This window comes from Citrobacter sp. RHBSTW-00881 (assembly GCF_013728515.1).
Taxonomy (GTDB): Bacteria; Pseudomonadota; Gammaproteobacteria; order Enterobacterales; family Enterobacteriaceae; genus Citrobacter; species Citrobacter braakii.
In genome coordinates this window covers 2,283,782-2,303,970 of record NZ_CP056269.1, presented here as the reverse complement: position 1 = coordinate 2,303,970, position 20,189 = coordinate 2,283,782, and the positions used below count along the sequence as shown (strand labels likewise).

Sequence of the window (20,189 nt, the reverse complement as noted above, 5' to 3'; positions counted from 1 at the left end):
ATGATGTTAATAAAATAACAGTGACATCGGGATCCCTCTGGTGGACCATTGAGTGTTATATCCATAAAATCAATGAATAAATTAATGAATCACCATCAGATATTTTTATATTTCTATGCTGATTTTCAACTTTAGTGAGAAGTTTTACTAATAATGAAAGGAAACGGAGCCGAAAGAGGCTCCGTTGATACTAGGAGGAATATCAGGCAAGCAAACCGGGGAAAATGGACTTGATTCCAGTCACAATGAATTCGATCCCTAAGGCCATTAACAACAACCCCATAATACGCGTAATGACGTTGATACCGGTTTGGCCCAGCAGCCGTACCAGCCACGGTGCCATGCGGAACAGTCCCCAACAGCACAGGGCAAACAACGCAATCGCCACAAAAAAACCAAACAGGTTAATCGCACTGTGATAGCGCGTACCCCAAACAATAGTTGAGCTTATCGCCCCCGGCCCCGCCATTAACGGCAATGCCAGCGGCACTACGCCGATACTTTCGCGGATTGCTGTTTCTGATTTTTCCTGTTTGTTTTGCTTATCTTCGCCCAGTTTTCCGCTAATCATGGACATTGCGATAGTCACCACCAGAATGCCGCCGGCAATCCTGAACGAATCTATCGAGATACCGAAGAGCTGCAGAATACCGTCACCAAGGAACAGCGAAGTCCACAGGATGATGGCAACCGACAGGTTTGCCGTAAGGTTGGTTTTATTTCGCGCAGCAGCCGTTTGATAGCTGGTCATACTGATAAAGACTGGGATGATCCCGACCGGGTTAACCAATGCGAATAACCCAATGAAAAACTTAAAATAGACAGGAAAATCAAATAGCGTTTGGATCACGGTTAGCTCCGAAGCGTTAGCCGGATAAAATGAGTCATAAAAATTGATAAAATCCGCGCTGAAGATACGCCTTTTGTCAGCATACTTCACCTTCTATCTGTGTATATCTACGTAAATACACTTCCAATACTTAGTGTTATTAATATGTATTAAATATGCTAATGTTAATGGCATTCACCCCATCAATTTATTAACACTTACCGATAAACGCTAAAAGGGCCTGCTGAAAGGTGTCAGCTTTGCGAAATTTTGATCCAGATCACGCAATTACTACTCAGAAGTGAGTAATCTTGCTTACGCCACCTGGAGGTAGCGCGTTAGAATTAAGTGGCGCTAGCGTATAAGCTCTTTTAGTAAATCAAGGTAAAGTGGACGTTAATTAACCGTTTGATTTTCAAAACGTTACACAAATTTTCGTCGATCTGTCTATACTCTCGTATCGAGCAGATGATTTACTAAAAAAGTTTAACATTATCAGGAGAGCATTATGGCTGTTACTAATGTCGCTGAACTTAACGCACTTGTAGAGCGCGTAAAAAAAGCCCAGCGTGAATATGCCAGTTTCACTCAAGAACAGGTTGACAAAATCTTCCGTGCCGCCGCTCTGGCTGCCGCAGACGCTCGAATCCCTCTCGCGAAAATGGCCGTTGCCGAATCTGGCATGGGCATCGTCGAAGATAAAGTGATTAAAAACCACTTTGCTTCCGAATACATTTATAACGCATATAAAGACGAAAAAACCTGTGGTGTGCTGGCTGAAGACCACACCTTCGGTACCATTACCATCGCTGAACCGATTGGTATCATCTGCGGTATCGTTCCAACCACTAACCCGACTTCTACTGCAATCTTCAAATCACTGATCAGCCTGAAGACGCGTAACGCCATCATCTTCTCTCCGCATCCGCGTGCTAAAGATGCCACTAACAAAGCGGCTGATATCGTTCTGCAGGCAGCAATTGCTGCTGGCGCACCGAAAGATCTGATCGGCTGGATCGATCAACCTTCCGTAGAACTGTCAAACGCACTGATGCACCACCCGGACATCAACCTGATCCTTGCGACCGGTGGTCCAGGCATGGTTAAAGCAGCATACAGCTCCGGTAAACCGGCAATCGGTGTAGGCGCAGGTAACACCCCTGTGGTTATCGATGAAACCGCTGATATCAAGCGTGCTGTTGCATCTGTTCTGATGTCTAAAACCTTCGATAACGGCGTAATTTGTGCTTCTGAACAGTCCGTTGTTGTCGTTGACTCTGTATACGACGCAGTACGTGAGCGTTTCGCGACTCACGGCGGCTACATGCTGCAAGGCAAAGAGCTGAAAGCCGTTCAGGACGTCATCCTGAAAAATGGCGCGCTGAACGCGGCTATCGTTGGTCAACCGGCATACAAAATTGCAGAACTGGCAGGCTTCTCCGTACCAGAAACCACTAAGATTCTGATCGGTGAAGTGACAGTTGTTGACGAAAGCGAACCATTCGCTCACGAAAAATTGTCTCCGACGCTGGCAATGTACCGTGCGAAAGACTTCGAAGACGCCGTTATTAAAGCTGAAAAACTGGTTGCGATGGGCGGTATCGGTCATACCTCTTGCCTGTACACCGACCAGGACAACCAGCCAGAACGTGTTGCTTACTTCGGTCAGATGATGAAAACCGCACGTATCCTGATTAACACCCCAGCTTCTCAGGGTGGTATCGGTGACCTGTACAACTTTAAACTCGCGCCTTCCCTGACTCTGGGTTGTGGTTCCTGGGGTGGTAACTCCATCTCTGAAAACGTTGGTCCTAAGCACCTGATCAACAAGAAAACCGTTGCTAAGCGAGCTGAAAACATGTTGTGGCACAAACTTCCGAAATCTATCTACTTCCGTCGTGGCTCTCTGCCAATCGCACTGGATGAAGTGATTACCGATGGTCACAAACGTGCGCTGATCGTGACCGACCGCTTCCTGTTTAACAATGGCTATGCTGACCAGATCACCTCCGTGCTGAAAGCTGCTGGCGTTGAAACCGAAGTGTTCTTTGAAGTTGAAGCTGACCCAACTCTGACCGTTGTACGCAAAGGTGCTGAGCTGGCTAACTCCTTTAAACCAGACGTGATCATCGCGCTGGGTGGCGGTTCCCCGATGGACGCCGCGAAAATCATGTGGGTTATGTACGAACACCCAGAAACCCACTTCGAAGAACTGGCACTGCGCTTTATGGACATCCGTAAACGTATCTACAAGTTCCCGAAAATGGGCGTAAAAGCGAAGATGGTTGCCGTCACCACCACTTCCGGTACTGGTTCTGAAGTTACTCCGTTTGCGGTTGTTACTGACGATGCAACTGGTCAGAAATACCCGCTGGCAGACTATGCGCTGACTCCGGATATGGCGATTGTTGACGCCAACTTGGTGATGGATATGCCTAAGTCCCTGTGTGCGTTCGGTGGTCTGGATGCCGTCACTCACGCCCTGGAAGCTTACGTATCCGTGCTGGCTTCTGAGTTCTCCGACGGTCAGGCTCTGCAAGCGCTGAAACTGCTGAAAGAAAACCTGCCAGCGTCCTACCACGAAGGTTCTAAGAACCCGGTAGCGCGTGAGCGTGTACACAGTGCAGCAACCATCGCCGGTATTGCGTTTGCTAACGCCTTCCTGGGTGTATGTCACTCAATGGCGCACAAGCTGGGTTCTCAGTTCCACATTCCTCACGGTCTGGCGAACGCCCTGCTGATCAGCAACGTTATTCGTTATAACGCGAACGACAACCCGACTAAACAGACTGCATTCAGCCAGTACGACCGTCCGCAGGCTCGTCGTCGCTACGCTGAAATCGCAGACCATCTGGGTCTGAGCGCACCGGGCGACCGTACTGCTGCAAAAATCCAGAAACTGCTGGGCTGGTTGGACGAAATCAAAGCTGAACTGGGTATTCCTAAGTCTATCCGTGAAGCTGGCGTTCAGGAAGCTGACTTCCTGGCACACGTGGACAAACTGTCTGAAGATGCGTTTGATGACCAGTGTACTGGTGCTAACCCGCGTTACCCGCTGATTTCTGAACTGAAACAGATCCTGATGGATACCTACTACGGTCGTGAATACAGTGAAGATCAAACCGCCGTTAAGACTGAAGCCGTAGCAGCTCCGAAAGCTGAGAAGAAAGCGAAGAAATCCGCTTAATTCAACCAGATAAGTTTTAGTCTCACCATAAACGGTCCCGAATTGGGGCCGTTTTTTTTTACATCTTACGTTATCAGAATCGATACATGACCAATTCAGCGACGTATAAAGGATGGCCCTGCAAAAGGATGCTTAGGAGGATGCGAGAATAGCGTCAGGAGAGTGTCTGACAGGGTAGCGAACATTAGCGAATGTCGCAGCCTACCCTGTGCTAATAAGCGCCCAGAAGCGCGTAGAGTTAATCGTGGTTGTGTCGTTCTTGTATCGCCGTCAGAGAGCCCTCAGACTGTGCTTGCTTATAATGCTTACGGCACACCGATACATAGCGTTCGTTCCCGCCAATCACCACCTGTTCGCCCTCGTTATAAGGTCGTCCTGCCTGATCAAGACGTAACACCATGCTGGCCTTACGCCCACAGAAACAAATGGTTTTTAATTCAACCAGTTTATCTGACCATGCCAACAGGTATTCGCTGCCGCCAAATAACTCACCACGAAAATCGGTACGCAAGCCGTAGCACAACACGGGAATATCCAGCTGATCGACAACTTCAGATAATTCATAAACCTGCTGTCGAGTCAGAAACTACGACTCATCAACCAGTACACAGTGAATTCTTTGCTGCTCATTCTCAGCCCGAATCTCTTCGAACAATGATGAATTTTGGTTAAACAATTTTGCAGGTGACGACAGACCTATACGTGAACTTACTTTTCCAGCACCAAAGCGGTCATCAATTTCCGCTGTATATACCACGGCACGCATCCCACGTTCCTGATAATTGTACGAAGATTGCAGCAATGCAGTCGACTTACCGGCATTCATTGCAGAATAGTAAAAATATAGCTGTGCCATTGACCGTAGGCCCTCACCCGGGGAAATAAATATGGGCAGGATTGTACCATATTTCACGAACGTGTCGGTGTAGCGTTGCCTGCATAGGCGTATAAATAGGCGTACAGACTCGCTCAGTGTCGCCTAAATAACCGATCCTTTAAGTGACACGGGAGCGTGAGTACACTCCAGCCATGGCCCAGGTAGCCTGAAACTCGATGGGTATATACACACTCTTTCACAAATAGTGCTCATGAAATTTATCCATACCTCTTATCTTCTTACGGCAATAAAGAAACCCTTCCCTTATTGTTATTGAATCTACCCACTGTCGCCATGTATTAGCGAATTCATGTAAGCAAAACTAATACAAAAGGTTGAAATCACTGCAAAGAGATACTATTTGTACACCATAAAATGTGACCTGAATCTTGAATTTTTACTCTCAGCCGCTGAGAAGCCCCCTCACCAATAAGCCTTTTTTATGCCCAACGTCGCGGAGAATTTAAGACAGATGAATTAATTCTGATACTAAATAAAGCGCAATTTTGAATTCCTTACATTCCTGGCTATTGCACAACTGAATTTATCGCTCTATTATTAGCTCAACAAACCACCCCCAATATAAGTTTGAGATTACTACAATGAGCGAAGCACTTAAAATTCTGAACAACATCCGTACTCTTCGTGCGCAGGCAAGAGAATGTACTCTGGAAACGCTTGAAGAAATGCTGGAAAAATTAGAAGTTGTTGTTAGCGAGCGCCGTGAAGAAGAAAGCGCTGCAGCTGCTGAAGTTGAAGAACGTACTCGTAAACTGCAACAATATCGTGAAATGCTGATCGCTGATGGCATTGACCCGAACGAACTGCTGAATAGCATGGCTGCTGTTAAATCTGGCACCAAAGCTAAACGCGCTGCACGTCCGGCTAAATATAGCTATGTTGACGAAAACGGTGAAACTAAAACCTGGACTGGTCAGGGTCGTACACCGGCAGTGATCAAAAAAGCGATGGAAGAACAAGGTAAACAACTGGACGATTTCTTAATCAAGGAATAATTCAGAAATAGTTTGCTTAAAATCCCGCCAGTGGCGGGATTTTTTTTACCTGTACTTCGCACAGTCCCTACCCAGTTCAGGTATAAAAAAACGGTGCTGGATTAACAGCACCGTTCAGACCTGATAATACCAGGAGGTTACTTCTTAATACCCATCTCATCTTCCAGCCAGGCTTTAAATTCAGCGCCGAGAGTATTATGGCGAATACCATATTCAACGAACGCCTGCATATAGCCCAGCTTATTACCACAGTCATGGCTTTTGCCCTTCATGTGATAAGCTTCAACCGTTTCTTTTTCAATCAGCATATCGATAGCATCAGTCAGCTGAATTTCGTCACCGGCTCCCGGAGGCGTTTTTGCCAGCAGAGGCCAGATATCCGCGCTAAGGACGTAACGCCCCACGACGGCCAGATTAGATGGCGCCACATTCGCTTTCGGCTTTTCAACAACGCCAACCATCGGTACGCTTTCGCCCGGCGCTAATTCAACGCCTTTACAATCAACAACACCATAAGCGGTAACATCTTCTACCGGCTCAACCATAATCTGGCTGCTGCCTGTTTCATCGAAACGATGAATCATTTCGGCAAGGTTGTCGCGTGATAAATCAGATTCGTATTCGTCAAGAATGACGTCCGGCAAGATAACCGCAACGGGCTCATCGCCAACCACCGGGTGCGCGCACAATACCGCGTGGCCCAGACCTTTGGCCAGTCCCTGACGCACCTGCATAATAGTGACATGTGGCGGACAAATAGATTGCACTTCTTCCAGAAGCTGGCGTTTTACACGTTTTTCCAGCATAGCTTCAAGTTCAAAGCTGGTATCGAAGTGGTTTTCAATCGAATTTTTAGACGAGTGAGTTACAAGTACAATTTCAGTGATGCCCGCAGCAATACATTCGTTTACGACGTACTGAATTAATGGCTTATCAACCAACGGTAGCATCTCTTTCGGGATTGCTTTCGTAGCCGGTAACATCCTGGTTCCTAATCCCGCAACCGGGATAACGGCCTTTTTGACTTTTGAATTAAGGGCAGCCATTTAAAACTCTCCTGGACTGTTCATGTATTGAACGTGTTCATCAATCTGTATCGCATCCAAGTATATCAGTACCGCGACAAGCTTCTGGTCTGAAAAGGACGCGCGTCGGTATAATTAAGATAAATACGAATAAATCTGGCGCTGATAGTAGCACTCACAGCATGAGGGGAGTGAGCCAATTTCATTCTCACTCCACTCGGTTGTTCATTCTGCAGACAACATCAGGCGCAGCCGACCACCGGCCCCCCAAATTTGGCATTGCCAGGATTCGCAACGTTGGCTCAGTTGATTAAGATACGCATTCCCTAAGGTTCCCAACGGAACGCCATTGCTGATTTGTACATTGTGGGAACCTGTATTTAATGTCGCATTCAGCCCTGCTGATACCAGAATCAGGTTTTTTAATCCGCTGTGGTAATAACCCACCAGCAAAGGGAATTGTCCGGGCAAATTAGCCTGGCGCAATAAATGGTTAACCTGTTTCAATAACGCACCGAGCTCCGGCAATCGTTGATTTTGATGCGCGAGCTGTTCCTGCAGCAAACCGTTAAATAGCGCCCGCAGTAACAATGCAGCCAGAACACCATTATCCCCTGCCCGCGTCACATCCAGACAATAAAACGCAAGGTCATGGTCCGATAGCGGTGCAATATCCAGTACCAGCCCCGGCTGATCGGCGGCTACCAATTGACGATAGTTGATCCGACATCGTGAAATAACTTGCGACACAGGAGGCTGTAATTCTTGCAACAGCTTTGCTGCAGCGGCGGGATCACCAACCATCGCATCCCAGTCACGAAACAGCCGCTCTTCTTCTTCCACGCGTGAATTAAACATATTCGGATACAGACACGCAAAGACGGTTTCGCGCAGGCGGTTCAGGTCCTTTACCGGCTTTAGCAGCACATCATCCACACCCAATCGCAGTGCTTTGGCTATATCAGACATGTTTTCCGTCGCTGATATCACCAGGATGGGGGTCTGATCGCCACGATTACGCAGATACTCTACTAGCTTAAGGCCGTTCATTCGTGGCATAGCCAGGTCGCAGATAATCAGGTCGGGGTTAAAGTGCCCGAGTAATTCAAGTGCTTCAAGTCCATCGCCAGCTACCGCCGTTGTCGCTCCCAAAGAGGAAAACCATGAGTCCATGAGTGAGCGAAATACCGGCTCATCCTCAACGATAAGAATCTGTTTTCCGACCAATGGCTGCGTCATATTCTCCCCCCTGACTGGCTTTAGTAAATAGTGGCATGCTATTGCTACTCACGCCTGTCAGAATTTGCTTAAGTGTTGATAAAAAATGCGTTAGATGTTGGTTTTCACCAGGGGTAGAAGCTCATCCATTTTCTTCTCGACCGCCAGTTGTCCAGCAGCAATTGCTGCGCTGGCGCGGTGAAAATCCAGCGTGGATATTTGCGGACAAAACGGCTGAATCAGGATATCTGGCGGGTCACCGGCCATGCGGTTACGTTTCAGACGATTTTCCAGAACCTGAATAGAAGTCGTCATGATCTCCATCGCCGTCGGCGCGGTTACCGCACGCCTGGCCGTTATGTTGCTCAAGCGCTCTTTCAGTCGGGCACGCCATGAAAGCGCGTCGACATCATCACCCGTTTCGGCATCACTGCTGACGTTAAAGGAGAGTAAATCTTGCTGCATAAGATGCGCATCGTGTTGCAGATCGACGGCAATAACGATGTCAGCGCCCAGCGCGCGAGTTAAGGATACAGGAACGGGATTCACCACCGCGCCATCGACCAGCCAGTAACCATTATGCGCTACAGGGGACATCAGACCAGGAATACTGCAGGAGGCCCGAACAGCCAGGTGCAAATCACCTTCCGTGAACCAGAGCTCCCGACCCGTACTCAGATTAGTAGCCACAGTTGCGAAACGGCGAGTGCATTGCTCAATTGCTTCTACCGGCATGACATTACGGTACTGATTGAATACCCGTTCACCACGCAGTAAACCGCCCCTGCGCCACGAGAGATCCATCAGACGTAAGACATCCCAATAGCTGAAAGAACAAACCCATTGTTCGAGAGCAGGTAACTTATTGCATGCGTAGGCTGCACCAACCAGCGAACCAATGGAGCACCCTGCCACAATATCAACATCAATGCCCATATGCTTTAGGGCTTTAATAACGCCAATATGCGACCAACCTCGCGCCGCGCCGGAACCTAGCGCCAGCCCAATTTTTATTTTTCTCATTGTACGTACAAACTTCCCCTGGCTTGCAGACGTAGCAACATCGCTACCGCTCAGTTAACATAGTGCTACCCTGGCGTTTTTACGCCGTTTTTTTATTCCAGGGAGTACTTTGTGTCTCAGCTTTGTCCCTGTGGTAGCGCTGTCGAGTATAGCCTATGTTGCTACCGTTATGTGTCCGGCGCGCAAGTAGCACCTACGCCGTCACATCTCATGCGTTCTCGTTACTGTGCTTTTGTGATGAAAGACGCAGATTACCTTATCAAGACCTGGCATCCGGACTGTCATGCAGCCGAGTTTCGCGACGACATTATCGCAGGATTTAGCCACACCGAATGGCTCGGGCTGACCGTTTTTGAACAACAAACGGCAGACACAGAAAATATCGGCTATGTCAGCTTTGTTGCGCGATTTTCTGAACAAGGTAAAACAGGTGCACTTATCGAGCGCTCTCGTTTTTTAAAAGAAAACGGTCAGTGGTACTATATAGACGGTACACGCCCTCAAATTGGACGAAACGATACCTGCCCTTGTGGCTCCGGTAAAAAATTTAAAAAGTGCTGCGGCTAATCAACGCCCGACAGTATCAATTTTGCAAACATTCTCAACAGGATCACCGCTGCAAATGCATTCATTACAACGAAAAGTGCTGCGTACTATTTGCCCGGACCAAAAAGGTCTGATCGCGCGCATTACGAATATCTGTTACAAGCATGAACTGAACATCGTGCAGAACAATGAGTTCGTGGACCACCGTACCGGGCGCTTTTTTATGCGTACCGAACTGGAGGGTATTTTTAACGACGTCACGCTGCTTGCCGATCTGGATAGTGCCCTTCCAGATGGCTCCATTCGTGAATTAACGCCAGCAGGACGCCGCCGTATCGTCATTTTGGTCACCAAAGAAGCACATTGTCTGGGTGACCTGTTAATGAAGGCCAATTATGGCGGGCTGGATGTTGAAATCGCCGCTGTGATCGGCAACCACGAGACGCTGCGACCTTTGGTTGAGCGGTTTGATATCCCGTTTGAGCTGGTCAGCCACGAAGGTTTAACGCGTGACGAACATGATCTGAAAATGGCCGACGCTATCGACGCGCACCAACCTGACTATGTCGTGCTGGCAAAATACATGCGCGTTCTGACGCCAACATTTGTTTCACGCTTCCCGAATAAGATTATCAATATTCACCATTCATTCCTGCCAGCGTTTATTGGCGCTCGCCCTTACCATCAGGCTTATGAGCGCGGCGTGAAGATCATCGGTGCAACAGCCCACTACGTGAATGATAACCTCGATGAAGGCCCAATCATTATGCAGGACGTAATTCATGTGGATCACACCTACACCGCGGAAGACATGATGCGTGCGGGCCGCGACGTTGAGAAAAATGTATTAAGCCGCGCGCTGTATCAGGTTCTGGCTCAACGCGTCTTTGTTTACGGTAACCGAACGATTATTCTGTAATCGATTGATAATTGAATTGGTTACCTTTACATCTTTACGCGTAAAAATCAGGCAACCAGTTCTTTTTTATCAACGGAATACTTTACAGGGGCGCATCATTTGATATGATGCGCCCCGCTTCCAACGGAAGCAGGCCAGTAACTAGCATTACCCCGTGGTGGGGTTCCCGAGCGGCCAAAGGGAGCAGACTGTAAATCTGCCGTCATCGACTTCGAAGGTTCGAATCCTTCCCCCACCACCATTCATTCCGATAGATTCATAAAATTAGTATACCCCTGGTGGGGTTCCCGAGCGGCCAAAGGGAGCAGACTGTAAATCTGCCGTCATCGACTTCGAAGGTTCGAATCCTTCCCCCACCACCATCACCTCATAAAGCACCAGCATCCAATCCATCTGTTATGCCTCATATTCTGCCCAGACGGGAAGGATGAGAAGCTTCGACTAAGGTTCGATTCGAGCGTTAGCGAAAAAGCGTTGCCGCAGGCAACGACCCGAAGGGCGAAGCGCTCCGCGCTGAGTAATCCTTCCCCCACCACCATCACTTCATAAAGCACCTGTATCAAATCCATCTGTTATGCCTCATTTTCTGCCCAGACGGGAAGGATGAGAAGCTTCGACTAAGGTTCGATTCGAGCGTTAGCGAGAAAGCGTTGCCGCAGGCAACGACCCGAAGGGCGAAGCGCACCGCGCTGAGTAATCCTTCCCCCACCACCATCACCCCATAAAGCACCAGCATCCCATCCATCTGTAATGCCCTATACCCTACCCTCGATCAAGCCTCAATTCGGGTCGGCAATTTGCCTGATGCGCTATGCTTATCCGGCAATTAGTCGTAAAAAAACCCCGCCGGAGCAGGGTTTTGTCTTACACAGATAACCGATTAATGACGCGCACGAACAATCTGGTATTTGCGCGTCAGATATTCGACCGGAACGCTCCAGATGTGCACCAGACGCGAGAACGGGAACAACAGGAACAGCGTCATACCCAGCACCAGGTGCATACGGAAAATGAACGCGACGCCATCCAGATATTGAGACGCACCACCCTGGAAGGTCACCACTGTCTGCGCCCAGTTCACCAGCTTCATCATCTCGCTGCCGTCCATATGCTGGGCGGAGAACGGAATGGTCAGCAGGCCCAGCGCGCACTGGATCACCAGCAGGGAGAGGATCAGAATGTCCGCTCCGGTAGTGGTCGCCCGCACACGTGGGCTGAACAGGCGGCGTTTCAGCAGCAAGACGCCGCCAATCAAACACATCACACCACTGGCACCACCCGCGAACATCGCCATCTTTTGTTTCACTTCAAGCGGCAGCCACGCTTCATACATCCAGTGTGGTGTCAGCATGCCAAGGAAGTGCCCGGCAAAAATCCCCAGGATCCCGATGTGGAACAGGTTTGACGCCAGGTTCATCCCTTTGCGATCCAGCATCTGACTGGAAGCCGCGCGCCAGGTATACTGCCCATAGTCATAACGCAGCCAACTGCCAATCAGAAAGACAGAACCCGCGATGTACGGATAGATGTCAAATAAGAACGTATTCAGGAAGTGCATTATTGCTGTCCTCCGGTGGTGATATTCAGATACTGCGGCGCAACGGCCCCGGCAAAACGACGCTGGTGAGCGGAAATTTCCGACTCACCACACCCCTGATCGGCGAAGAATTTCACCTGCTCTTCTTCCCAGACCGCATCCAGCGCTTGTGGGGTATCGTCACGCGCTTCATCTGCAATTTTTTCAGCCACTTTATCGCTGTCGATAACGGTATTCGCCAGTTTTAACAGCAGATCGAACAGCACCGCATAACGGCTTTCACGCTGTTGCAAGCGAGCGCTGAGCAGCGCCAGAATCGGCGCGATATCCTGTAACCCCCCTAATGCTTCGCTTTTCGGCAACTGCGCAAGGTATTCCAGATACAGCGGCAGATGATCGGGAAGTTCGCGGCTGTCGAGCTGCAGACCGTGCTGTTCATACTGCGCCATCAGGTCAACCATAGCCTGACCACGATCGCGGGACTCGCCGTGTACATGTTCAAACAGCAACAACGAGGTGGCGCGGCCACGGTCAAACAGTTCGCTATAGCTTGCCTGCACATCCAGCATGTCCTGCGCGGTGAGATCGCGCAGGAAAATGCCCAGAGTCTGGGCATCCTCTTTATCCAGGTTCTCAGATGACGCGAGTGCATCGAAAAGTTCCTGCTGATGCTGCCACAAGGCAGCATCCGGGTACTCGAGCAGACGCGAAACAATGACAAGTTCAATCATTGGTGCGGCTCCGTTTTGCTGGTCACATCGACAGCGTCGATGCGGCGGCTGTTGAACAGATTGAATTTAGTATCAGAACCGTGGCAACCGTCACCGAAGGTAAAGCCACAACCGCTTTTCTCCGGGAACGCGTCACGTGCCAGTTCACGATGGCTGCTCGGTACCACGAAACGATCTTCGTAGTTAGCAATCGCCAGATAACGATACATTTCCTGTGCCTGCGCTTCGCTTAAGCCCACCTCTTCCAGCGCACGGGTATCAACTTTACCGTCAACGGTTTCCGCACGTTTGTAGTGACGCATCGCCAGCATACGTTTCAGCGCCAACAGTACCGGCTGAGTGTCGCCTGCGGTCAGCAGGTTCGCCAGGTACTGAACCGGGATACGCAGACTGTCAACGTCCGGCAGAATACCGTTGCTGCCCAGCTCGCCCGCATCGGCGGCAGACTGGATCGGTGACAAAGGCGGCACGTACCAGACCATCGGTAGCGTGCGGTATTCCGGATGCAGCGGCAGCGCCAGCTTCCAGTCCATCGCCATTTTGTAAACCGGCGACTGCTGTGCGGCATCAATGACGCTCAGCGGAATACCATCTTTCAGCGCTTGTTCAATAACAGCCGGATCGTTCGGATCGAGGAACACGTCCAGTTGACGCTGATACAGATCTTTCTCGTGCTCCGTGCTTGCCGCACTTTCAATCGCATCTGCGTCATACAGCAGTACGCCGAGGTAACGAATACGGCCTACGCAGGTTTCGGAACAAACGGTCGGCTGACCGGCTTCGATACGCGGGTAGCAGAAAATGCACTTCTCAGATTTCCCGCTCTTCCAGTTGAAGTAGATCTTCTTATACGGGCAGCCAGTGATACACATACGCCAGCCGCGGCATTTGTCCTGGTCGATCAGCACGATGCCATCTTCTTCACGCTTGTAGATAGCGCCGCTTGGGCAGGTCGCCACGCACGCCGGGTTAAGGCAATGCTCACACAAACGCGGCAGATACATCATGAAGGTATTTTCGAACTGACCGTACATCGCCTTCTGCATGTTTTCGAAGTTCTGGTCTTTGGCGCGTTTTTCGAACTCGCCCCCCAGAATTTCTTCCCAGTTCGGACCGCTGGTGATTTTATCCATCCGCTGACCGGTGATCAGCGAACGCGGACGGGCAATCGGCTGCGCCTTACTATCTGCTGGGGCGTTGTGCAACGTTTGGTAGTCAAAATCAAACGGCTCATAGTAATCATCCATGCCCGGCAGATGCGGGTTAGCAAAGATTTTACCCAGCAGCAGTGCTTTGTTACCCATGCGCGGCTGCAGCTTGCCATTGATTTTACGGATCCAACCGCCCTTCCATTTTTCCTGGTTTTCCCAGTCGTTCGGGAAGCCAACGCCAGGCTTACTTTCGACGTTGTTGAACCAGGCGTACTCCATACCTTCACGGCTGGTCCAGACGTTTTTGCAGGTCACTGAACAGGTGTGGCAGCCGATGCACTTATCGAGATTCAGCACCATGCCGACTTGTGAACGAATTTTCATTTTACGCTCTCCTGTACCTGGTCATTGCCTTCGCCATCCAACCAGTTAATGTTCTTCATCTTACGTACAACTACGAACTCATCGCGGTTTGAACCGACGGTACCGTAGTAGTTAAAGCCGTATGCCAGTTGCGCATAACCACCGATCATGTGAGTTGGTTTCGGCGTAATACGGGTTACCGAGTTGTGGATCCCGCCGCGTTGCTGGGTGATTTCAGAACCCGGCAGGTTAACAATACGTTCCTGCGCGTGGTACATCATGGTCATCCCGGCCGGCACACGCTGGCTGACAACTGCACGCGCCGTCAGCGCACCGTTGCTGTTGAAGACTTCGATCCAGTCGTTATCTTCGATACCCAGATCCTTCGCATCAACTTCACTCATCCACACAATCGGACCACCGCGAGACAGCGTCAGCATCAGCAGGTTGTCGCTGTAGGTGGAGTGGATCCCCCATTTCTGGTGCGGCGTCAGGAAGTTGAGCGCTTTTTCCGGGTTACCGTTAGACTTCTCGCCGATCACCGCTTTCACCGAACGGGTGTCGATTGGCGGACGATACACCAGCAGGCTCTCACCGAAGTCACGCATCCACTGGTGATCCTGATACAACTGCTGGCGACCAGACAGCGTACGCCATGGGATCAGCTCATGAACGTTGGTATAACCGGCGTTATAAGACACATGTTCATCTTCCAGACCTGACCAGGTCGGACTGGAGATAATTTTGCGCGGCTGCGCCTGGATGTCGCGGAAACGAATTTTTTCGTCTTCTTTATTCAGCGCCAGATGCGTATGGTCACGACCGGTAAATTCACTCAGCGCCGCCCAGGCTTTAACGGCAACCTGACCGTTAGTTTCCGGAGCCAGCGTCAGGATCATCTCAGCAGCATCAATTGCGGTATCCAGCATCGGTTGGCCTTTCGCCGGACCGTCAGCCTTGGTGTAGTTGAGCTTACGCAGCAGATCCATTTCGCTTTGGGTGTTCCAGGCAATCCCTTTACCGCCGTTACCAATTTTTTCCATCAGCGGACCGATGGAAGTGAAACGCTCGTACGTTGCCGGATAATCACGCTCAACGGTCATGATGTGCGGTGCCGTAACACCTGGAATCAGGTCGCATTCCCCTTTTTTCCAGTCCTTCACGTCCAGCGGCTGCGCCAGTTCAGCGGCGGAGTCGTGCTGTATCGGCAGCGTAACGACGTCGGTTTCTTTACCGAGGTGCCCCACACAAACTTCAGAGAATTTCTTGGCGATGGCTTTATAGATTTCCCAGTCGCTCTTCGATTCCCAGGCCGGGTCAACGGCCGCAGACAGAGGATGAATAAACGGATGCATATCCGAGGTATTCATGTCGTCTTTTTCATACCAGGTAGCGGTCGGCAGCACGATATCGGAATACAGACAGGTACTCGACAGGCGGAAGTCCAGCGTAACGACCAGATCCAGTTTGCCGTCCAGTCCGTTATCCTGCCATTCCACTTCTTCTGGCTTCACGCCGCTCTGCTGGCCGAGATCTTTGCCCTGAATACCATGTTCAGTACCCAGCAGATACTTGAGCATGTACTCGTGGCCTTTACCGGAAGAACCGAGCAGGTTTGAACGCCAGATAAACAGGTTACGCGGATGGTTTTTACCGTTTTCCGGCTGCTCTGCCGCAAAGCGAATAGAACCTTCTTTCAGGGATTTAACGGTGTAGTCCACCGGCGTCATACCTGCTTTCTGCGCTTCTTTCGCGATATACAGCGGGTTAGTCCCTAACTGCGGCGCAGACGGTAACCAGCCCATACGTTCAGCGCGAACGTTAAAGTCAATCAAATGACCGCTATAGCGGGATTTGTCTGCCATCGGAGACAGCAGTTCCTGCGCAGTCACCGTCTCATAGCGCCATTGGCTGGAGTGGTTATAGAAGTAGGAGGTACTGTTCATATGACGAGGCGGACGCTGCCAGTCAAGAGCAAACGCCAGCGGTTGCCAGCCAGTTTGCGGACGCAGTTTTTCCTGCCCTACGTAGTGGGCCCAGCCGCCGCCGCTCTGGCCGATACAGCCACAGAACACCAGCATATTGATCAGGCCACGATAGTTCATATCGAGGTGGTACCAGTGGTTCAAACCGGCGCCGACGATAATCATCGAACGACCGTGCGTTTTATCTGCGTTATCCGCAAATTCACGGGCGATGCGCACAATCTGAGAACGTGATACGCCTGTAATTTTTTCTGCCCACGCTGGCGTGTACGCTTTCACGTCATCGTAGCTGGTCGCGCAGTTTTCATCGTTCAGACCACGTTCCAGGCCGTAGTTAGCCAGAGTCAGATCGTAAACGGTGGTCACCAGCGCCGTAGAGCCATCGGCCAGTTGCAGGCGTTTAACGGGCAATTTATGCAGCAGAATGTTTTCCAGCTCGACTTTACTGAAGTGCTCGGTGCCTTCGCCACCAAAGTACGGGAAGCCAACTTCAGCGATATCATCCTGGCTACCCAGCAGGCTGAGCTGCAGTTCAGTTTCATCACCGGACGTGCCGTCGCGCTGCTCAAGGTTCCATTTGCCTTTTTCGCCCCAACGGAAACCAATTGAACCGTTCGGCGCAACCATTTCGCCGTTGCTGTTGATAGCGACAGTTTTCCATTCCGGGTTATTTTCCTGGCCCAGAGAGTCAACCAGATCCGCAGCACGCAGCATACGACCAGCAGCATAGTAGCCGTCGCGCTCTTCGAGCATCACCAGCATTGGCATGTCGGTATAACGACGAACGTAGTCGGTGAAATATTGGCTCGGGTTATCGAGGTGGAACTCGCGCAGCATGACATGACCCATCGCCATTGCCATCGCCGCATCGGTTCCCTGCTTCGGAGCCAGCCACAGGTCGCACAGTTTGGCGATTTCTGCGTAGTCCGGGGTAATTGCTACTGTTTTGGTGCCTTTGTAACGAACTTCAGTAAAGAAGTGCGCATCCGGGGTACGGGTCTGCGGTACGTTAGAGCCCCATGCCAGAATGTAGCTGGAGTTATACCAGTCGGCAGATTCCGGTACGTCGGTCTGCTCGCCCCAGGTCTGCGGGGAAGCTGGCGGCAGGTCACAGTACCAGTCATAGAAGCTCAGGCAGGTCCCGCCAATCAGCGACATATAACGTGCGCCGGACGCATAAGAAACCATCGACATCGCCGGGATCGGCGAGAAGCCTGCGACGCGGTCAGGACCATAGGTTTTGATGGTGTAAACGTTAGATGCGGCAATCAGCTCATTCACTTCCTGCCAGGAAGAACGAACGAATCCACCACGACCACGCGCTTGTTTGAAGCTTTTTGCTTTATCGGCGTCTTCGATAATGGATGCCCATGCATCTACCGGATCGCTGTGCAGTCTTTTTGCTTCACGCCACATCTTCATCAGACGTTTGCGCATCAGCGGGTATTTCAGACGGTTAGCGCTGTAGAGATACCATGAATAGCTTGCACCACGCGGGCAGCCGCGAGGCTCGTGGTTGGGCATATCTGGACGAGTGCGTGGGTAGTCAGTTTGCTGGGTTTCCCAGGTCACCAGACCATTTTTCACATAGATTTTCCAGCTGCATGAGCCGGTGCAGTTTACACCGTGGGTTGAACGCACGATTTTGTCATGCTGCCAACGCTGGCGGTATCCATCCTCCCAGTCCCTGTTGGTATTGAGAAGCTGGCCGTGCCCATCGGCAAAGGTTTCGCCCTTCTGCTTGAAGTAGCGAAACCGGTCCAGGAATTTACTCATCGGTTTTCTCCTGTAGGAGCCTGACGGCTCTCTGATAAATCGACATTGCTTGATTGAGAGCGAAGGTAACGCTCTGAAAGGGCGTGAGAATTGATAACGATCAAGGCAGGCAGGGATGAAAATTAAGGGTCGATTTTCACATACCCCCTTAGTGGGATATCGATAAATCAATCAACATATTGAATTTTATTGAGTTTTTTAAACTCACTTATCATACAAATGTTAAATTCTTTATAAGTGGGTATTAAGGGGTATTCCCCCTGTTTAGCATATTGCGAGCGCCGTTCTAACAGGCTGTTGTCGCGTCATAATATAAAAGTATGTTGTAACTAATTGCAGGCAAAAAAAAGCGCGGTCTAACACCGCGCAATGGATAATCAACAGTTACTACTTTTTTATTTTTTAGAATGACGTCCGTACACCGCCCAGGTGATAACCACACAGGCGACATAGAAGATCAGGAATACTTTCATCGCATCGACCGGAGAGCCAGTTAATGCCAGGGACGTACCGAATGCTTTCGGGATAAAGAAGCCGCCGATCGCACCAATAGCTGAGATAAAGCCCAGCGCCGCCGCGGTGTCGGTCGCCGCCTCGCGCATCGCTTTCTCTTCTGAACCGCCTTCAGCTTTCACTCTGTCCATCGTCAGCTTGCGAAAGATAACAGAGATCATCTGGAAGGTTGAACCACTCCCCAGACCAGCCGTCAGGAACAGCGCCAGGAACACCGCAAAGAAGGCGATAAAGTTGCCACCGACACCGTTTGATGGCAGCGTCAGGAACAGTAAGGCACTGAAAATAGCCATCAGCACGAAGTTCACCAGCGTTACGCGGGTCCCCCCCAGTCGGTCAGAGATTGCGCCGCCTGCTGAACGAGCCAGAGCGCCAATCAACGGTCCAAAGAAGGCGTAATGCAGGATCTGTACCTCAGGAAACTGCGTTTTTGACAGCATCGCGAAACCGGCAGAGAAACCGATAAATGAACCGAAGGTTGCCAGATACAGCAGGCTCATAATCCACAGGTGCCCGCGTTTCAGCACCGGCAGTTGCTCTTTCAGCGAAGCTTTTGAGGTTGCCAGTTCATTCATACCAAACCATGCGGCCAGCGTTAATACAGCCAGGAACGGGACCCAAATCCATGCGGCGTTTGCCAGATACAGCTGCGTACCATCCGGTTGTTCAACACCCTGGCTGCCAAATGCGGCAAAGATTGACAGTGAAACCACCAGCGGAGCGACCAACTGCATCACGCTGACGCCCATGTTACCCAGACCACCGTTCAGACCCAGCGCGCCGCCCTGTTTCTGTTTTGGAAAGAAGAAGCTAATGTTTGCCATGCTGGAGGCAAAGTTCGCGCCGGCAAAACCGCACAACAGCGAGATAATGATAAACGTACTAAATGGCGTGGAGGTATCCTGCACCGCAAAACCTAACCATACGCAAGGAATGATCAGGATACCGGTGCTGAACGCCGTCCAGCGACGTCCACCAAACAGGGGGACCATAAAGGAGTACGGTACACGCAACAGCGCACCGGACACCGAAGGTAATGCCGTCAGCATGAACAGTTGTTCAGTGGTGAAATCAAATCCGACTTTCGGTAAGTTCACCGCCACGGCGCTAAATAACATCCACACGCAAAACGCCAGCAGCAAGCAAGGGACGGAAATCCACAGGTTACGGCTGGCGATTCGATGACCACGCTGCTGCCAGAAGGCGGGATCTTCCGGCCGCCATTCAGTAATTACAGCTCCAGATGCCCTTTCCGGGGCAGATGAGTGACTCATAGACACCTCTGATACTTGTTTCGATGCCTGCCACATTAGGGTTTACAGCTGGAGGTAAGTTGATATAAATCAAAGGAAAAGGTGTCATTATTGATGCCTGAAATTTATCATCATCCTAAATGAGTACATAACTTCGGTAAAAAAGATGTGGTTTTTCACGCTTCTGTCGTCCCCTACTCCCCCTCGTTTAGGATCTCTCCCTCTGGCGGCAATTAAGGG

13 protein-coding genes, 2 tRNA genes, 2 other RNA genes and 1 pseudogene are annotated in these 20,189 nt (G+C 50.5%); 8 read left to right on the top strand and 10 right to left on the bottom strand.

The genetic code is table 11. The annotated features are described in order from the left end of the window. Positions 1-202: 202 nt before the first annotated feature. Positions 203-850, bottom strand: coding sequence for an NAAT family transporter YchE (gene ychE / locus HV311_RS10980; RefSeq protein WP_003020714.1), 648 nt, complete (start codon positions 848-850; stop codon positions 203-205). 487 nt (positions 851-1,337) lie between these two features. On the opposite strand from ychE, the gene adhE reads away from it, so the two are divergent. Continuing rightward, complete coding sequence (adhE, locus tag HV311_RS10975) at positions 1,338-4,016, top strand: bifunctional acetaldehyde-CoA/alcohol dehydrogenase (RefSeq protein WP_016153272.1); 2,679 nt, start codon at positions 1,338-1,340, stop codon at positions 4,014-4,016. A gap of 238 nt (positions 4,017-4,254) precedes the next feature. Here the strand turns inward: adhE and tdk are convergent. Then, positions 4,255-4,872, bottom strand: a pseudogene (gene tdk, locus HV311_RS10970) (thymidine kinase). 623 nt (positions 4,873-5,495) lie between these two features. Here tdk and hns point away from each other — a divergent pair. Continuing rightward, positions 5,496-5,909 (top strand): histone-like nucleoid-structuring protein H-NS, encoded by a 414-nt coding sequence (gene hns, locus HV311_RS10965; protein ID WP_003020723.1) that lies wholly within the window; start codon positions 5,496-5,498, stop codon positions 5,907-5,909. 137 nt (positions 5,910-6,046) lie between these two features. Here the strand turns inward: hns and galU are convergent, their stop codons facing one another. From galU to rssA, 3 genes are all read right to left on the bottom strand, one after another. Continuing rightward, positions 6,047-6,955, bottom strand: a complete 909-nt coding sequence (gene galU / locus HV311_RS10960; protein WP_016153274.1) for a UTP--glucose-1-phosphate uridylyltransferase GalU — start codon at positions 6,953-6,955, stop codon at positions 6,047-6,049. Positions 6,956-7,159: 204 nt separating this feature from the next. Then, positions 7,160-8,173 (bottom strand): two-component system response regulator RssB, encoded by a 1,014-nt coding sequence (rssB, locus tag HV311_RS10955; RefSeq protein ID WP_016153275.1) that lies wholly within the window; start codon positions 8,171-8,173, stop codon positions 7,160-7,162. Between the two features lie 90 nt (positions 8,174-8,263). Then, positions 8,264-9,175, bottom strand: a complete 912-nt coding sequence (gene rssA, locus HV311_RS10950) for a patatin-like phospholipase RssA (protein ID WP_016156731.1) — start codon at positions 9,173-9,175, stop codon at positions 8,264-8,266. Between the two features lie 111 nt (positions 9,176-9,286). Here rssA and HV311_RS10945 point away from each other — a divergent pair, with 111 nt between their 5' ends. From HV311_RS10945 to HV311_RS10920, 6 genes are all read left to right on the top strand, one after another. After that, positions 9,287-9,742, top strand: coding sequence for a YchJ family protein (locus HV311_RS10945; RefSeq protein WP_191221090.1), 456 nt, complete (start codon positions 9,287-9,289; stop codon positions 9,740-9,742). A gap of 55 nt (positions 9,743-9,797) precedes the next feature. Continuing rightward, on the top strand, positions 9,798-10,640 hold the full coding sequence (purU, locus tag HV311_RS10940) for a formyltetrahydrofolate deformylase (RefSeq protein ID WP_016153278.1): 843 nt from the start codon (positions 9,798-9,800) through the stop codon (positions 10,638-10,640). A gap of 156 nt (positions 10,641-10,796) precedes the next feature. After that, positions 10,797-10,881, top strand: a tRNA-Tyr gene (locus HV311_RS10935). 36 nt (positions 10,882-10,917) lie between these two features. After that, positions 10,918-11,002: transfer RNA gene (locus tag HV311_RS10930), tRNA-Tyr, on the top strand. A gap of 44 nt (positions 11,003-11,046) precedes the next feature. Next, a non-coding RNA gene (locus HV311_RS10925) (RtT sRNA) lies at positions 11,047-11,178 on the top strand. A gap of 44 nt (positions 11,179-11,222) precedes the next feature. After that, a non-coding RNA gene (locus HV311_RS10920) (RtT sRNA) lies at positions 11,223-11,354 on the top strand. A gap of 166 nt (positions 11,355-11,520) precedes the next feature. Here HV311_RS10920 and narI read toward each other — a convergent pair. From narI to HV311_RS10895, 5 genes are all read right to left on the bottom strand, one after another. Further along, complete coding sequence (narI, locus tag HV311_RS10915; RefSeq protein WP_131346113.1) at positions 11,521-12,198, bottom strand: respiratory nitrate reductase subunit gamma; 678 nt, start codon at positions 12,196-12,198, stop codon at positions 11,521-11,523. Continuing rightward, positions 12,198-12,908 carry a nitrate reductase molybdenum cofactor assembly chaperone gene (gene narJ / locus HV311_RS10910; RefSeq protein ID WP_016153282.1) on the bottom strand — a complete coding sequence of 237 codons (711 nt, stop codon included), beginning with the start codon at positions 12,906-12,908 and terminating at the stop codon, positions 12,198-12,200. The genes narI and narJ overlap by 1 nt, the downstream gene beginning before the upstream one ends. Further along, positions 12,905-14,443, bottom strand: coding sequence for a nitrate reductase subunit beta (gene narH, locus HV311_RS10905; protein ID WP_003833388.1), 1,539 nt, complete (start codon positions 14,441-14,443; stop codon positions 12,905-12,907). The genes narJ and narH overlap by 4 nt, the downstream gene beginning before the upstream one ends. Beyond that, positions 14,440-18,183, bottom strand: a complete 3,744-nt coding sequence (locus tag HV311_RS10900) for a nitrate reductase subunit alpha (RefSeq protein WP_191221089.1) — start codon at positions 18,181-18,183, stop codon at positions 14,440-14,442. Before HV311_RS10900 ends, narH begins: the two co-directional genes overlap by 4 nt. Before the next feature lie 395 nt (positions 18,184-18,578). Then, positions 18,579-19,970 carry a NarK family nitrate/nitrite MFS transporter gene (locus HV311_RS10895; RefSeq protein WP_016153284.1) on the bottom strand — a complete coding sequence of 464 codons (1,392 nt, stop codon included), beginning with the start codon at positions 19,968-19,970 and terminating at the stop codon, positions 18,579-18,581. Positions 19,971-20,189: the final 219 nt, after the last annotated feature.

Excerpts from the sequence above, each read along its gene's own strand:
- narI (WP_131346113.1), bottom strand. The coding sequence starts at position 12,198 with ATGCACTTCCTGAATACGTTCTTATTTGACATCTATCCGTACATCGCG.
- HV311_RS10895 (WP_016153284.1), bottom strand. The coding sequence starts at position 19,970 with ATGAGTCACTCATCTGCCCCGGAAAGGGCATCTGGAGCTGTAATTACT.
- HV311_RS10900 (WP_191221089.1), bottom strand. The coding sequence starts at position 18,183 with ATGAGTAAATTCCTGGACCGGTTTCGCTACTTCAAGCAGAAGGGCGAA.
- purU (WP_016153278.1), top strand. The coding sequence starts at position 9,798 with ATGCATTCATTACAACGAAAAGTGCTGCGTACTATTTGCCCGGACCAA.
- rssB (WP_016153275.1), bottom strand. The coding sequence starts at position 8,173 with ATGACGCAGCCATTGGTCGGAAAACAGATTCTTATCGTTGAGGATGAG.
- narH (WP_003833388.1), bottom strand. The coding sequence starts at position 14,443 with ATGAAAATTCGTTCACAAGTCGGCATGGTGCTGAATCTCGATAAGTGC.
- hns (WP_003020723.1), top strand. The coding sequence starts at position 5,496 with ATGAGCGAAGCACTTAAAATTCTGAACAACATCCGTACTCTTCGTGCG.
- galU (WP_016153274.1), bottom strand. The coding sequence starts at position 6,955 with ATGGCTGCCCTTAATTCAAAAGTCAAAAAGGCCGTTATCCCGGTTGCG.
- adhE (WP_016153272.1), top strand. The coding sequence starts at position 1,338 with ATGGCTGTTACTAATGTCGCTGAACTTAACGCACTTGTAGAGCGCGTA.
- rssA (WP_016156731.1), bottom strand. The coding sequence starts at position 9,175 with ATGAGAAAAATAAAAATTGGGCTGGCGCTAGGTTCCGGCGCGGCGCGA.
- narJ (WP_016153282.1), bottom strand. The coding sequence starts at position 12,908 with ATGATTGAACTTGTCATTGTTTCGCGTCTGCTCGAGTACCCGGATGCT.